The organism is Aromatoleum toluclasticum ATCC 700605 (genome assembly GCF_000378245.1).
Lineage (GTDB): Bacteria > Pseudomonadota > Gammaproteobacteria > Burkholderiales > Rhodocyclaceae > Aromatoleum > Aromatoleum toluclasticum.
In genome coordinates, this window is record NZ_KB899494.1 from 72,438 (window position 1) to 87,475 (window position 15,038).

9 protein-coding genes are annotated in these 15,038 nt (G+C 69.2%); 4 read left to right on the forward strand and 5 right to left on the reverse strand.

Features of this window, described 5'->3' with window-relative positions:
• Window positions 1-5 precede the first annotated feature (5 nt).
• The 4 genes from pbpC to F464_RS28020 all read right to left on the reverse strand — a co-directional run bounded on the left by pbpC (window position 6) and on the right by F464_RS28020 (window position 11,014).
• Entirely contained in the window at window positions 6-2,306 is a 2,301-nt protein-coding gene (gene pbpC / locus F464_RS0107980) for a penicillin-binding protein 1C (RefSeq protein ID WP_018989269.1), read from the reverse strand.
• Window positions 2,303-7,450, reverse strand: a complete 5,148-nt coding sequence (locus F464_RS0107985) for an alpha-2-macroglobulin family protein (protein ID WP_157353601.1) — start codon at window positions 7,448-7,450, stop codon at window positions 2,303-2,305. Before F464_RS0107985 ends, pbpC begins: the two co-directional genes overlap by 4 nt.
• A 111-nt stretch (window positions 7,451-7,561) precedes the next feature.
• Window positions 7,562-8,695, reverse strand: a complete 1,134-nt coding sequence (locus tag F464_RS0107990) for an aminotransferase class V-fold PLP-dependent enzyme (RefSeq protein WP_018989271.1) — start codon at window positions 8,693-8,695, stop codon at window positions 7,562-7,564.
• 63 nt (window positions 8,696-8,758) lie between these two features.
• Window positions 8,759-11,014, reverse strand: a complete 2,256-nt coding sequence (locus tag F464_RS28020) for a WD40 repeat domain-containing protein (RefSeq protein WP_157353603.1) — start codon at window positions 11,012-11,014, stop codon at window positions 8,759-8,761.
• Between the two features lie 450 nt (window positions 11,015-11,464).
• Here F464_RS28020 and F464_RS0108000 point away from each other — a divergent pair, with 450 nt between their 5' ends.
• The 4 genes from F464_RS0108000 (at window position 11,465) to F464_RS0108015 (ending at window position 14,611) form a co-directional block, all read left to right on the forward strand.
• Window positions 11,465-12,352 carry a transporter substrate-binding domain-containing protein gene (locus F464_RS0108000; protein WP_018989273.1) on the forward strand — a complete coding sequence of 296 codons (888 nt, stop codon included), beginning with the start codon at window positions 11,465-11,467 and terminating at the stop codon, window positions 12,350-12,352.
• A gap of 90 nt (window positions 12,353-12,442) precedes the next feature.
• A complete protein-coding gene (locus F464_RS0108005; protein ID WP_018989274.1) occupies window positions 12,443-13,186 on the forward strand; it encodes an amino acid ABC transporter permease in 744 nt (247 codons plus the stop codon).
• The gene (locus F464_RS0108010; RefSeq protein WP_018989275.1) at window positions 13,183-13,863 is read left to right on the forward strand and encodes an amino acid ABC transporter permease; all 681 of its coding nucleotides are present in this window, start codon (window positions 13,183-13,185) and stop codon (window positions 13,861-13,863) included. The genes F464_RS0108005 and F464_RS0108010 overlap by 4 nt, the downstream gene beginning before the upstream one ends.
• Window positions 13,864-13,882: 19 nt before the next feature.
• The gene (locus F464_RS0108015) at window positions 13,883-14,611 is read left to right on the forward strand and encodes an amino acid ABC transporter ATP-binding protein (RefSeq protein ID WP_018989276.1); all 729 of its coding nucleotides are present in this window, start codon (window positions 13,883-13,885) and stop codon (window positions 14,609-14,611) included.
• Between the two features lie 28 nt (window positions 14,612-14,639).
• Here F464_RS0108015 and F464_RS0108020 read toward each other — a convergent pair whose 3' ends face one another.
• Window positions 14,640-14,981, reverse strand: a complete 342-nt coding sequence (locus tag F464_RS0108020) for a zinc ribbon domain-containing protein YjdM (protein ID WP_018989277.1) — start codon at window positions 14,979-14,981, stop codon at window positions 14,640-14,642.
• Between the last annotated feature and the right edge of the window lie 57 nt (window positions 14,982-15,038).

A 15,038-nucleotide genomic window follows, 5' to 3' on the forward strand; every position in this document is an offset into this window, starting at 1 on the left:
CCGCGTTAGTTGCGCACGCTGATTTCCACGCTGTCGAAGCGGCCCGCGTCGTCCATCGCGGTGATCCGGTATGGGCCGGCGACGGGAAATTTCTGCAGCAGCGGCCGGCCGGCCGCCATGCGCCCGACCTGCACGCCGTTCACGAGCCAGGTCAGGGTGTCCTGCCCGCCGCGGGCTTCCAGCCGCACTTCGGGGGCGGGGCCGGTTCCGGCGCGGCGTATGGTTTCCCCGTCGGCGACGCCGACGATCTTCAGCCCCGCCTCGGGCGCGATCGCATCCTTGCATGCGGGCGCCCACGCGGGGGGCAGGGCGTGCCGCCGGGTTCCGGTGTCCAGCCAGGGTTCGAGTGCGGCGGGCCAGCGTGCCATCTCCACGGCCCGCATTTCGCCCGGCGCGCAGCCGGCGCGCACCCGCAAGCCGCTTTCCGCGTCGCGGTAATCCGTGTAGCGGGGCGCGCCGCCGCGCAGGCGGTCGGGAAAGGTCGGCGGCGCGGCGCCGTTGAGGATCCAGGCGGTGCGCTGCTCATGGCACAGCGCGGGCGGGAGGTCCTCGCCCCAGGTGCCCAGCGGCCAGCAGATCTTCGCCTGCGACACGCCCTCGGGCGGGAGGCGTGGCCCGGGAGGTGCGCCATCGACCGCGGCGAACACGTCGATCAGCAGCGGCGCGGCGATGTTCGCGCCGAAGAAGCCGGGGTTGGGCGTGCCGTCGGGCCGGCCGACCCACACGCCCACCGTCAGGCGGTCGCTGACGCCGACCGACCAGGCATCGCGGAAGCCGAAGCTCGTGCCGGTCTTGAAGGCGATGCCGCGCCGCACCCCGACGCCGCCTTCGACCGCGCGCGCCAGCGGCCCGCCCGATTCGAGGATGTCGCGCACGATGAAGGCCGCGCCCGCGCTCATCATGCGCGTTTCCTCGAGCGGCGCGTTCTTCGTGTAGCGCGGCCGGGCGGCGATACCGCTGCGCGCGAACGAAGTATAGGCGCCGACGAGACCTTCCAGGCTCGTCGCGGCGCCGCCCAGGATCACGCTCAGGTTGGGGCCGGCGCCGCGCGGCAGCTCGAGCCTGAGGCCGCCGCGTCGCAGCTGTGCGACGAAGCGCTGCGGCCCCAAGTGGTCGAGCACCTCGACGGCCGGCACGTTCAGCGACTTCTGCAGTGCCTGCGACACGCTGACCGGGCCGCTGAAATTCGCCTGGAAGTTGCCCGGCTGGTAGCCGGAGAAGGATTGCGGCACGTCGGCCAGCAGCGATTCCGAATGGATCAGGCCTTCGTCGAGCGCCAGCCCGTAGAGGAAGGGCTTCAGCGTGGAGCCGGGCGAGCGCGTCGCCCGCACCATGTCCACGTGCGAGAAGCGGCTCTCGTCGGCGAAGTCGGCGGAACCCGCGTAGGCCAGCACTTCCAGCGTCGCGTTGTCGACGACCAGTGCCGCCATCGACACGCGCGGCGGCAGCACCGACAGCCGCGACGCGATGAGCTGTTCGACCATGCTCTGCATGCCCGCGTCCAGCGTCGTCTCCACGCGCGGCTGGCGGGGATGCTCGCGGCGCACGCGCTCCGCGAACAGCGGTGCGAGCAGCGGTTCGCGCACCGTCTGTGCGATCACCGGCTCCTGCCGCGCCTCGCGCACGAGCTCGGCCCCCCAGCGCGGCCCCATGCGGGCCAGCACCTTGTCGCGCGCCTGCCGCGCACGGTCGGGATAGCGGTCCGGGCGCAGCAGCGAGGGGGCCTGCGGCAGCACCGTCAGCAGCGCGGCCTCCGACTCGGTCAGGCGCGCCGAGGGCTTGCCGAGGTAGGCCCGGCTGGCCGCCTCGACGCCTTCGAGCACGCCGCCCATCGGCGCGTAACCGAGGTAGAGCCCGAGGATCTCGCGCTTGGACAGCCGCAGTTCCAGCTGCACCGCGCGGGCCATCTGGCGCAGCTTGCCGCGCAGCGTGTGCGGCGTCGGGTCGAGGATGCGCGCGACCTGCATCGTCAGCGTCGACCCGCCCGACACGACGCGGCCGTTCGTTGCCCACTGTCCCGCGGCGCGCAGCAGCGCCAGCGGATTGACGCCGGGATGCCAGTGGAAAAAGCGGTCCTCGTAGGCGATCAGGGCCTCGAGGTAGCGCGGCGACACCTCGTCGTCGCGGACGGGATGGCGCCAGATGTGGGTGCGGTCGGGGAAGGCGCGCAAGGGCGTACCGTCGCGCGCCAGCACCACCTGCGCATGCGGTGCCGCGCGCCCTGGCAGGGGCGGCGGGAAGAGCTGGTCGGCGACAAGCAGCAGTCCCAGCGCCGCCGCCAGCGCGAGGCGCAGCCGGCGGCTCATTGCCCGTTGCCGGCCCCGCCGCCGTTTCCGTCGGTGATCTGCAGCGTTTCCTCGCTTCCGGCCATGCCGTAGATCTGCGGCTGGTACATGTCCTCGGCGTAGGTCGGCGGCACGACGAAACGCCCCGGGGTGACGACGCGCACGCGGTAGAAGAAGTTCATCTCGCCCCGCAGCTTCGCGGCGACGACGAAGCGGTCGTCGCGGAACTCGACGTGCTGGATCGCGCTGTCCTGCATTGCCTGGCGCGGGTCGATCCCGGCGATGCTGATCGCCGACTGCTCGCCCTGCACGATGTTGGCGTTCTCGATCTCGACCCCCGCCGGCACGTAATCGACCACCAGGCCGTTGGCATGACGGCCCGCCGTGAGCACGCGCAGGCGCACCACCAGCGTTTCGCCGACGCGCAGCGGACGCTTGCCGAGCGGCTGTCCGTCCGGCGTGTACCACTCGCGCTTGAGGTCGAAGGCATCGCGGCGAGCCGCGGGCATCGTTGCGGGGTTGCCCGCGAGATTGAGTTCGACGAAGAGCTTTTCCTGGTGGGTATTGGTGAACCGGACGCCGCCGGCGACGTCCTCGGCGGACAACGACAGGAACTGCGTGCCTTTGCCGCCGATCGCCTGCGTCTTCCCGCCGCTGGCCGCTTCGGCCGTCCAGTTGCCGCCGGCCCGGGTCACGAAGCTGCGGCCGAGGAGGAACAGCGCGAGTTTTTCCTGGGTGCTGTGGTAGTAGTAGCGGCCGCGCTCCAGTTCCCCGGCGACGAGGTTCACGAGATTCTCGCGGCCTTCCGGATTGAGACCGTGCTTCTCCGTCAGCACGTACATCAGCGCCCAGTCGCGCAGGTTGCTGCCGTAGTCGCCCCACCAGTAATTGTCCGGGCGGCTCTTCCTGATGCCGGCTTCGACCGCGCTGGTGGCGCGCGCCTCGTCGCCCATGAGCTTCAGCGCGATGCCCAGGTGCACCAGCCCGAGGCCCGAGTGCGCCGCGGCCAGCGATTCGTGCAGCTGCCGCAGCGTCGCCAGCGGCGCCTTGCCCTGCCGGGCGAGGACGTAGGCGCCGTAGGCGAGCACCGCGAAGCGGCCCGATCCCGCGTAGCGGTGGTCGGCCCACACCGAATCCGCATTGTATTTCACCGTTTCGCGCGGTAGCCCGGCGACGCCTTCCTGCAGGCCCTTCAGCAGGAATTCGACGGCGCGTCTTTCCATCTCGGCCGGGACGTTGAAGCCCTGTTCGCGCGCGTCGAGCAGGAAATTCGTGACGTAGGCCGACAGCCAGTACTCGTAATTGCCGACGTTGCCCCACAGGCTGAAGCCGCCGTTCGGCGCCTGCATGCCGGCCAGCCGCCCGATTGCCTTCTCGAGCATTTCGGCGCGCTCGGCCTGCGTGTAGGCCTTCAGGCCGAACTGCTTCGCGGCGGTCTCGTCGATGAACACATGCGGGTACGCGGTACTCGTCGTCTGCTCGGTGCAGCCGTACGGGTAGGTCAGCAGGCCGCGCACGGCGCTGCGCACGTCGATCGGCGCCTTGTCGGATACCGCCAGCGTCGCCGCGACGCTGTGCTTCAGGAAGCCGCCCAGTTCGGCCTCGCGCACATCCACCGTTTCACCCGGAGCGACCACGACACGCTTCATCACCGACTGGCGCGGCGTGGGCGCCTGCACCTGCAGCGGGAAGCTGCGGTCGATCTTCGCCGCGTCGCTCTCGATGTGCACGCGCACCTCGGTGAGTCCCAGCGCCGTTCCCGCCTCGACGGGGATGCGCAGGATGCGCTTCTGCTGGTCCTTGAGTGCGAGCCGCTGTTCGCCCGCGCGGATCGCGAGGCCGTCGCCGTTCGTCACGCTGATGCGCACGTCCTGGGCTGCGCCGGAGAGGTTCTGCACGTCCATCGCGAGCACGGCGCTGTCGCCGACCGAGAGGAAGCGCGGCGTCGCGAGTTCGACGACGAGCGGTGCCGCCACGACGACCTCGGCTTCCTGCATGCCGAAACGCTCGCCGCTGGTCGCGACGGCCATCAGGCGCAGGCTGCCGTTGAAGTCCGGCACCGGCAGCGAGATTTCCGCCTCGCCCTTGTCGTCGAGCGCCACCGGGCCGCTGAAGAGATCGACCAGGCGCACCTTCTTGGGCAGGCTCTTGGTCGGCTTGGGGGCGGCGTCGCCGCCGAACTTGAGCCGTCCCTTGTCGCCGGCCATCTTCTCGATCAGGCGCCCGTACACGTCGTGCGCGTCGGCGCCGTAGCGCAGCTTGGCGAAGAAGAAGCCGAACGGGTCGGGGCTCTTGTACGAGGTGATGTTGAGGATGCCGGCATCCACCGCGGACAGCGTGACCATCGCCTTCTGGCCCCGGGCCTCCGGCACCTTCACGCGAACCTTCAGCGGCTGCTCGGGTTTCATCTTCTGCGGCGCCTCGAGCGCCACGTCGAGCTTGCGTTTGCTGCGGTCGAGCGGCAGGTGGATCAGGCCCAGCGCGCGCGCCGGCGTGACCTTGTCGCCGCTGCTGCCCGGACGCAACACCATGACCGACACGTACAGGTCGTGGCGCTTCCATTCCTTGTCCACCGGGATGTCGATCGTCGTGCCGTCGGCGCCGATCGAGAGGCGGCGCACCCACAGCGCCTTGTCGCCCTCGACGGTGACCAGCGCCTCGCCGGCGTGCGGCGGCGTGATCGTCAGGCGCGCCGTCTCACCGTCCGCGTAGCCCGACTTGTCCAGCTTCAGCGCGACGAGGTCCGGGCGCACGCCCTGGGTTTCGTCGTCCTGCGCACTCCAGCCGGCGTAGAAGCGGTAGCGTGCGGTCTGCTGCGTTTCGGGGTCGAAGACTTCGAGCCGGTAGCGGCCGTACTTGACCGGCAGCGCGAGCTTGCCGCGGCCGCCGGCGGGCACGGAAACCTGCGTGGTCGAGACCAGTTCGTCGGTCTCGGTAAAGCCCGAGTTCCAACCGCGCTGGTCGTCGAAACGCCAGTAGTAGTTGCGGTTCTCGCGGAACAGCCGCACCGGCAGCGCAGTGCCCGCCTTGAGGGTGCCGGCGGTATCGGCCCGTACCACTTCGAACTCCGCTGCGGCGCCTTCGCGCGCGTAGGCGCCGACGAACATCGGGCGTACGCCGATCAGCACCGGCGCGGGCCAATGCACGCGCTCGATGCTGCGGATGACCGGCCGGCCGCCGCTTTCGAGCAGCCCGATGGTGGCGCGCACGGTGAAGGGCGAGTGCCGGTCGGCGACCGGCTCAAGATCCACGGCTATGCTCGTCTTGCCCGCGTCGTCGAGTGCGTTTTCCGGCAGTTCGGTGCGCGACTTGACCGTGTCCTCGTCCGCATCGCCGAATACGAAGCCGGGCAGCTTCTGCGCGAGCGGATTGCGGTTGCGCTCGGTGTTCACGACGCCGACGAGGTTGTTGCCGGCGGCGGGAGCGCCGTACAGATAGCGCCCCGTGACGTCGATGCGCCAGCTTGCGCCGTCCGCGAGACTGCCCTCGGTGCTCGCGAGGTCGAGCTTCATCCGTTCCGGCAGGAACTCCTCGACGCCGAAGCGCATCACCGCCGCTGCCGTGCTCGCCGCCGGGTCGGTGCGCAGTTCGAGCGCCCACGAGCCGGTCGCGGCGTCGATCGGCAGCTCGATCGCCTGATTGTAGTAGCCGGGGTCGAGCTCCTGCGGCTTCCATGTCCGGGTCCATTGCAGCTTGCCGTCCGGTCGGCGCAGCGCGGCCTGGACCGGCTGCGGCGGCACGACGCGACCGTCGGCATCGCGCGCGATGACCGACACGTCGAAGCGCTCGCCCGGGCGGTAGAGATTGCGTCCGCTGTAGGCGAACAGGCGCACCGGGACGAAAGGCGTGCCGGCGATGTCGAATTCGCCGAGGTCGAGCGCCGGTTCCTTCAGGGCGATGAGCGACAGGTGCTCGCCCTTGCGTGCCGTCAGGACGCGGGCGCCTTTCGGGCGTTCGGCGAAGTTCGCCCGCCCGTCGCCATCGGTCTCGCCGCGCGCCAGGGTCTTGCCCTCGCCGTCGATCCAGTTCACCTCGGCGCCGCTCACGGCCTTGCCGCTGGCCAGCGAACTCACCCAGGCGTCGGCGCCGGCGGCGTACTGGCGCACGTGCAGACCGAGATCGCTGACGTAGAAGTAGGTGGTCTGGAACTCGTGGCGGAAGCGGTTCGGCTGCGACATCACCGCGACATAGACGCCCGGTTCGCGCAGCGCGGGGATGTCCTCGACGGGAATGAAGGTCACGCGGCGGCGGTCGGGCTTCTGTTCGGTGACGAAGCGCCCGATGAAGGCGCTGGTCGTGAGGCGGTGCAGCTGGTCGAGCTGCCAGCCGTCGACGGCGCCCTTGAGGCGCGTGCCCGACTCGCCGTAGTAGGTCTCCTCGTCGTCGGCATCGCCGCCTTCCCCTTCGCCGTCGGCGGCTGCGTCGCGGGCGCGCTGGCCGGCCGGGCCCGCCACGACCTGGTCGAGGAATTCGGACAGGCGTTCGGGCTTGACCTTGAGGAACTGGATGTCGACTTCGGGCACGTTCACGGTCGTGACCGGCAGCCCGCCGTTCTGCCCCGCGGGCAGGACCATGCCGCGGCTGGCGAAGTAGAAGGCCGGGGCGACCGCGCCCATGCGGATGGAGAAGCGCGATTCCGCATCGAGCTTGCTGCCGTCCTTCGCCGGCAGGCCGGCCATCACGCGCACGACGTAGCGGGTCTGCGGCTTGACGTGCGGGAAGAACAGCAGCCGCGGGTTCTCGCCGACGACCCAGGCGCCCGCGACCGGCTTGCCGCCGTCGGTCGCCGTGTCGACCGGGTCGCGGCTGCTCGCGTTGCTGATCCCGGAGGTCGTGCTTCCGTCTTCCTCTTCCTCATACTGCACGCCCGCCGAAGAACCCTCGGCCGCGTGGGCGGGAGACGGCATCTCCAGCACCTGGAGAAACTTGTCGTGATCGCCGCGGGCGTCGAGCGGAAGGCTGAACGACAGCGCGAGGGCCGGCGATCCATCGAGCTCGCGCGGGGCGCCGTCCACGACCTCGAAGGGCACGCTGCCGACCTCGGCCTCCTCGCCCGACTTGTCGCGCGTCGCGAAGAAGTAGCCGCCGAGCGCGGCCACGAGAACGACGACGAGTGCGATCGGCGCAATGCCGAAGCCCCTGGATCCTGCCTTTCCCAACCGCATGCCATTCCCCCGTTATATGCGGTCGGAATTGTAACCGAGGAATGCGGGAAGTTCTCCGGGCCGGACAGCTCGGTTGCCGGGTCGATAGGTGGCCGCCGCAGGGCGCGCCGCTTATGTCGGCCGGAGCGCGTCGAGTGCCTGTTCGAGCGATGCCACGCTGCGCTCGACGGCGTGCAGCTTGTCGAGGCCGAACAGTCCGATGCGGAAGCTGCGGAAGTCCGCCGGCTCGTCGCACTGCAGCGGTACGCCGGCGGCGGATTGCAGGCCTTGCGCGATGAACTTCCGGCCCGACTGGATTTCCGGGTCGTCCGTGTAGCACACGACCACGCCCGGCGCTTCGAAGCCCGGTGCGGCGACGCTGCGGAAACCGCGCGCGGCGAGCAGCGCGCGCACGCGGCGGCCCAGCTCCTGCTGTTCCGCCTTCACCTTGTCGAAGCCGTAAGCCTCGGTTTCGAGCATCACGTCGCGTAGCGCGGTCAGCGCGTCGGTCGGCATCGTCGCATGGTAGGCATGGCCGCCCTTCTCGTAGGCTTCCATGATCTGCAGCCACTTCTTCAGGTCGCACGCGAAGCTGGTGCTGGTCGTGCCGTCGAGGCGCTCGCGCGCGCGCTCGCCGAGCATCACGAGGGCGCAGCACGGCTGCGAGCTCCAGCCCTTTTGCGGCGCGCTGATGAGGATGTCGACGCCGCTCGCGGCCATGTCCACCCAGATCGTGCCGGACGCGATGCAGTCGAGCACGAACAGGCCGCCGACTTCATGCACGGCGTCGGCGACCGCGCGGAGGTAATCGTCGGGCAGGATCATGCCCGACGCGGTCTCGACGTGCGGCGCGAACACCAGGTCGGGTTTCTCGTCGCGGATCGCCGCGACGACCTCGGCGATCGGCGCCGGCGCGAACGGCGCCTGCGGACCGGCGTCGGCCGGCCGCGCCTTCAGCACCGTACATTGCAACGGGATGCCGCCCATGTCGAAGATCTGCGTCCAGCGGTAGCTGAACCAGCCGTTGCGGATCACGAGGCACTTCTTCCCGGTTGCGAACTGGCGTGCGACCGCCTCCATGCCGAAGGTGCCGCTGCCGGGCACGACCACCGCCGCTTGGGCACCATAGACCTTCTTCAGCACGCGCGAGATGTCGCGCATGGCGCCCTGGAAGCGCTGCGACATGTGATTCAGCGCGCGGTCGGTATACACGACCGAGTATTCGAGAAGACCGTCCGGATCGGGTTGGGGCAGCAGGCTGGGCATATTTTTTCGGGCTCCGCAGGCAATGAATCCGACATGGCCGTCCAGCTTAGCACGCAGTGCGGCTCAGGGCGGACAGGGGGTCCGGTTCAGGTATCTGGCGCATTCCGCATCGGTGAGGCCGTCGGCGACGCGTTCGCGCAGTGCCGTCGCGAGTTGCCCTGCGTCGAGCGGATGGAAATGCACGCGCCCGTCGCCGCCGCCGGTCGCTAGCAGGCGCCCGTCGGGCGAGAAGGCGACGGCATTCACGGCGCCATCCTGCGGCGGCAGCACCAGATGCTCCTCGCCATTCGCGACCTCCCACACGCGTGCGCGGTGGTCGCGTCCGGCGGTTGCGAGCAGGCGGCCGTCGGGGCTGAAGACGAGCGCAGCGATCGCGCCCGCATGTCCTGCAAGGCTTCGCACCGGCTTGCCGCCCGTCAGGCCCCACAGGCGCGCAACGCGGTCTGCGCCGGCCGTTGCGAGCAGCGAGCCGTCCGGACTCAGCGCGAGGTCGAGGATATTCTCGCCGCGCTGCTGCAGGTTGCGTAGCCGCTTGCCGTCCGCGGTATTCCATTCCGTGAGGGCTCCGTCGGCACCCGCGGTCAGCAGGCTGCGTGCGTCGCGGCCGAAGATCACGCAGTTCAGCGGCGCAGCGCCGGTACGCAGCCACAGGCGTCGCGCGCCGCTGGCGGCGTCCCATACGCCGACCATCCCGTCGCGTCCGGCCGTGACGACGCGCTGCCCGTCGTTACTGAAGGCGATGCCATTCACGCGACCCGTGTGTCCGCGCAGCGGCAGCGGCGGCTGCTCGCCGGCCGCGTCCCATAGCGTGGTGGTGCCGTCGGCTTCCGTCGTCGCGATGCGGCGGCCGTCCGGGCTCCATGCGACGCGCGACGCGGCGCCCGCGTGGCCGGCGAGCCTGTGCTGCACTTTTCCGCTCCCGAGCTCCCACACGGTGACGTCCGTGCCGGCGGCCGCCGTTGCAAGTCGCTTGCCGTCGGGACTGTAGGCAAGGCCGTGGATCGCACCCGCGTGGCCGAAGGCAATGTCCCACAGCTTCATGCTGCCGTCTGCGCCGGTCGTCGCAAGCCGTGCCCCGGAGGTATCGAAGGCGAGGTCGGTGACGGGGTTGCCGGCGTCGGCGAGCGTCGCGAGCGGCTGGCATTCGCCGGCCGGGCGCGTGCAGCCCGCCGCGTCCCACAGCCGAGCCGAGCCGTCCGAAGCACCGGTCGCCAGCAGGCTGCCGTCCGCGCTGAAGGCGACGGCATGAACCGCGCCGGGCTGTTCGGGCAGCTCGCGTACCGCCGCGCCGCTACCGGCGTCCCACAGGCGCGCCCGGCGGTCCTCGCCTGCGCTCGCCAGCCAGCGCCCGTCCGGGCTGAAAGCGATCGCCAGGACCGTGTCGGAATGGCCCTCGAGCACATGCAGCACGCGACCGCTCAACAGATCCCAGATGCGTAGCGCACCATCGCCGCCCGCCGTCGCCAGGCGCCGCCCGTCGGGGCTGAAGGCGACCGCACGCACCTGGGCCTTGTGGCCGGTGAGATTGGCGAGCAGGCCGCCCGTATCGGCGTCCCACAGCCGCACGACCGGGCTCTGGCCGACCGTCGCCAGGATCTCCCCGTCCGGCCCGAACGCGACGCCGTTCAGCGGTTCCGGCTGGCGTGGCAGCTCGCGCAGCTGTTCGCCGCGCACGGCGTCCCACAGGATGATGCGGCCGTCGTCGCCGACCGATGCGAGCGTCTTGCCGTCCGGGCGGAAGGCGAGATCGCGAGCCGCGCCCTCGTGTCCGCGCAGCTCGGAGGACGCGGTCCCGTCGGAGCGCCGGATGCGCACCGTGCCGTCCTGCCCGGCCGATGCGATGAGGGCGCCGTCGGGGCTGAAGGCGACCGCGTTGACGCGGTCCGCGTGCCCGTGCAGGGTCAGGCGCAGGCGGCTCCCGTCGAGTGCGCGCCGCGCCGCGTCTTCGGCCTGGGCGCGCACGAAGGGTGCGGCGTCCGCGGTGCGCCGCAGGGCCTCGAATGCCGCGCGCGCGGCGAGGTCCGGGTCGGTGTCGAGATGGCGCAGGGACGTGGCGACGAGCTGGAGCGACAGCGCGACCGCGTCCTGCTGCCGGCGCTGCAGCTCCGCGACCTGCTGTGCGATCAGTGCGGCGATCGCCGCGACCGCCAGCAGGAAGGCGAGGATGCCCAGTCCGATCGCACGCCGCCGCATGCGTCGCGCGAGAGCGGCCTGGTCGTCGTCGCGTGTGTGCGCGGCGACCATGCGGTCTTCGCGTCCGCCTGCGGGACGCTCGTCCCGCAGCAGTTCCGAGATCACGCCATCAGGGGATGATGCCACCGCCGCCCTCCACGCCGATCCGCCGCAAGGCCCGCCGTTACGCGATCTGGCGCGCCTCCGTCGTTGAACTATATTTGAAGCACGCTCCCGTTCGAAGGAGTTCCGTCACGTGTGCCCCGACATCCGTACATCGCGTCCGGGCTGGCGATTCGCCCTTGCGTCTGCGCCACCCGCCGACTCCTGCCCGCGGACGAACCGCGGTCCGCGCGGTGCGCGGCCACCCCCGGCCGCCTGTCCGCAGCATGCCGCGGACATCGGGCCCGCGCCGGTTACAAAGTGTAAGCTCGCCCGCAGTACTCCGGCGCACGAGCGTGGACACGGGTTGATCCCTATGCCCGCGTGCCGCGCCATGCCTTACGATGGGCGCGGGCGGCCGTCACCTGCTCGCTGCCTCGCCGGGTCAAAGAGTCGTCCTCCGCATTTCCGAACCAACACAATTGGAGTCCGTTCATGCGCAAGTCCCTCACCGCCGTCGCCCTGTGCCTGTCCCTCGCCGCGCCCGCCCATGCCCAGCTCACCGGCACGTTGCAGAAGATCAAGGATTCCGGCGCGATCACGATCGGCCACCGCGAATCCTCGGTGCCCTTCTCCTACCTCGACGCGAATCAGAAGCCCATCGGCTATGCGATGGACCTGTGCGGCAAGGTCGTCGACGCGATCAAGGCCGAGCTGAAGCTGTCCAGCCTGCAGGTGAACTACCAGGCCGTGACTTCGCAGAACCGCATCCCGCTGATGCAGAACGGCACGATCGACCTCGAGTGCGGCTCGACGACGAACAGTGTCGCGCGCCAGCAGCAGGTCGCCTTCAGCGTCGCGTACTTCGTCACCAGCGTGCGCATGGCCGTGCGCAAGGACTCCGGTGTCAAGGACATCGGCGACCTCAACGGCAAACCCGTCGTGACCACCACCGGCACGACGTCCGACCAGCTCATCAAGATGAACGAGAAGGGCAAGACGATCGACGTCAGGAACATCTACGGCAAGGACCACGCCGACTCCTTCCTGATGGTCGAGAGCGCCCGCGCCGCCGCCTTCGTGATGGACGACATCCTGCTCGCCGGCCTCATCGCCAGCTCCAAGAACCCCGCCAACTTCGAGATCGTCGGCCCCTCGCTGCGCGACGAGCCCTACGCGGTGATGATGCGCAAGGACGACGCGCCGATCAAGGCGATCGTCGACAAGACCCTCACCGGCCTGATGAAGTCCGGCGAGGTCGAGAAGCTGTACACCAAGTGGTTCATGAACCCGATCCCGCCGCGCAACGTGAACCTCAACTTCCCGATGAGCGCGGCGGTGAAGGCCGCGTTCCAGAGCCCGACCGACAAGGGCGTCGAGTAAACCGCCCGCGCGCGGCGGCCGTCCCCCGGCCGCGGCGACCCGACATCCGACAAACCCGGCGCCCGCGCGCCGCCCAGGGAGGGGGTTCGCATGAACTACCATTGGGACTGGATGTTCTTCTTCCAGGAGACCGACGACGGTCTCAAGTATTACGACTGGATCCTGTCCGGCCTCGGCTGGACCACCTTCGTCTCGCTCGCATCGCTCGCCGTCGCGCTGATTCTCGGCTCTGCGCTCGGCGTCATGCGCACCACCCCCGGCCGCTGGCTCGTCGGGCTCGGCGATGCCTATGTCGACCTCTTCCGCAACATCCCGCTGATCGTCCAGCTCTTCATGTGGTTCTTCGTCGTGCCCGAGTTGGTGCCCGAGAACATCGGCATCTGGATGAAGCAGGACCTGCCCTATTTCGTCACCGCGATCGTCGGGCTGGGCCTGTACACCGCCGCGCGCATCGCCGAGCAGGTCAAGGCCGGCATCAACTCGCTGTCACGCGGCCAGCGCAACGCCGGCCTCGCGCTGGGCTTCACCGAATGGCAGACCTACCGCTACGTGCGCCTGCCGATGGCCTACCGCATCGTGCTGCCGGCGCTCACGTCGGAGGCGATGAACATCTTCAAGAACTCCGCCGTCACCTACGCGGTCGGTATCCTGGAGTTGTACTTCCAGTACAAGCAGATCATCGAGAAGACCTCGCAGGTGCTCGAGATCACCATCGTCGTCACGCTTGCCTACTTCATCCTTGCGTTCGTCATGAACCGCATCCTCGCCTTCGTCGAGGCGCGAACGCGCGTGCCCGGGCTCATCGTCGGCCAGAAGGGAGGGAAGGGATCATGAGCGACTTCGACTTCTCGGTGATCGCCGCGAACTGGGCCTTCCTCGCCGAAGGCCTGCGCTACACGCTGCAGGTCACCGTCACCGCGATGCTCGGCGGCATCCTCATCGGTACGCTGCTGGCGCTGATGCGCCTCTCGTCGATCGTGCCGCTGCAATGGTTCGCCGCCGGCTACGTCAACGTTTTCCGCAGCGTGCCGCTGGTGCAGGTGATCCTCGCCTTCTACCTCATCATCCCGCTCGTGCTGCAGATGATCACCGGCAAATCGACGCCGATCGGCGCCGCCAACTCGGCCTACTTCACCTTCACGATCTTCGAGGCCGCGTATTACTCGGAAATCATGCGCTCGGGCATCCAGTCGATCCCCAAGGGCCAGATCGCCGCGGGCTACGCGCTCGGCTTCACCTACGGCCAGACGATGCGCTTCGTCGTGCTGCCGCAGGCCTTCCGCAACATGCTGCCGGTGCTGCTCACCCAGACCATCATCCTGTTCCAGGACATCTCGCTCGTGTATGCGATCGGCGCGACCGACTTCTTCGGCGCCGCCGACAAGATCACGCAGCGCGACCTGCGCCCGGTCGAGATGTACACGACCGTCGCGGTCGTCTATTTCGTCATCTGCTTCACGCTGTCGCGCCTCGTCAAGCTGCTGCAGTCGCGCATCGCCATCATCCGCTAAGCATCGGGAGCCCAGAACGATGATCGAGATCAAGAACGTTTCGAAGTGGTACGGCAGCTTCCAGGTGCTCACCGACTGCACCACGCAGGTGAGCAAGAGCGAAGTGGTGGTGGTGTGCGGCCCCTCCGGGTCGGGCAAATCGACGCTGATCAAGTGCGTCAACGCGCTCGAACCCTTCCAGCAGGGCAGCATCGTCGTCAATGGCATCGCGGTCGAGGATCCGAAGACCGACCTGCCGAAGCTGCGCGCCAAGGTCGGCATGGTGTTCCAGAACTTCGAGCTCTTCCCGCACATGACGATCACCGACAACCTCGCGATCGCGCAGATCAAGGTGCTCGGCCGCGGCAGGGAGGAGGCGGTCGACAAGGGCCTGAAGCTGCTCGACCGCGTCGGCCTCAAGAGTCAGGCGGCGAAGTTCCCAGGGCAGCTTTCGGGCGGCCAGCAGCAGCGCGTCGCAATCGCCCGCGCGCTCGCGATGGACCCGATCTGCATGCTGTTCGACGAACCCACCTCGGCGCTCGATCCCGAGATGATCAACGAGGTGCTCGACGTCATGGTCCAGCTCGCCCACGAAGGCATGACGATGATGTGCGTCACGCACGAGATGGGTTTCGCGCGCAAGGTCGCCAACCGCGTGATCTTCATGGACCGCGGCGCCATCGTCGAGGATGCGGCGAAGGAAGACTTCTTCGGCCAGCCGCGTTCCGAGCGCGCGCAGACCTTCCTCGCCAAGATCCTCAACCACTGAGGCATCGGGGCGCGTCGCGCCCCGATGATCACACCTTCTTCAGGTAGCAGGCCTTGAGCATGAAGTTGCCCGCGTCCATCTTGCAGTCGACCTCGTGGTCGCCGCCGACGAGGCGGATGCTCTTCACCTTGGAGCCGACCTTCAGCGTGATCGACGAGCCTTTCACCTTCAGATCCTTGATCAGCACCACCGAGTCGCCGTTCTGCAGCACGTTGCCGTTGGCATCCTTGACGACCGCCTCGTCCTCGTCGTCCGTGGGCGCGGCCTCGGCCATCGGCCACTCGTAGCCGCAGTCGGCACACACGTAGTTCGCACCGTCCGGGTAGGTGTTCTCGAGGGTGCATTGGGGGCAGGGCGGGATGTTCGACATGATTTCCTTGCGGCTCGCGGAGGGGCTGAAACGCGCGAGTATCCCCAACGGCGGAAG

Excerpts from the sequence above, each read along its gene's own strand:
- pbpC (WP_018989269.1), bottom strand. The coding sequence starts at position 2,306 with ATGAGCCGCCGGCTGCGCCTCGCGCTGGCGGCGGCGCTGGGACTGCTG.
- F464_RS0107985 (WP_157353601.1), bottom strand. The coding sequence starts at position 7,450 with ATGCGGTTGGGAAAGGCAGGATCCAGGGGCTTCGGCATTGCGCCGATC.
- F464_RS0107990 (WP_018989271.1), bottom strand. The coding sequence starts at position 8,695 with ATGCCCAGCCTGCTGCCCCAACCCGATCCGGACGGTCTTCTCGAATAC.
- F464_RS0108000 (WP_018989273.1), top strand. The coding sequence starts at position 11,465 with ATGCGCAAGTCCCTCACCGCCGTCGCCCTGTGCCTGTCCCTCGCCGCG.
- F464_RS0108005 (WP_018989274.1), top strand. The coding sequence starts at position 12,443 with ATGAACTACCATTGGGACTGGATGTTCTTCTTCCAGGAGACCGACGAC.
- F464_RS0108010 (WP_018989275.1), top strand. The coding sequence starts at position 13,183 with ATGAGCGACTTCGACTTCTCGGTGATCGCCGCGAACTGGGCCTTCCTC.
- F464_RS0108015 (WP_018989276.1), top strand. The coding sequence starts at position 13,883 with ATGATCGAGATCAAGAACGTTTCGAAGTGGTACGGCAGCTTCCAGGTG.
- F464_RS0108020 (WP_018989277.1), bottom strand. The coding sequence starts at position 14,981 with ATGTCGAACATCCCGCCCTGCCCCCAATGCACCCTCGAGAACACCTAC.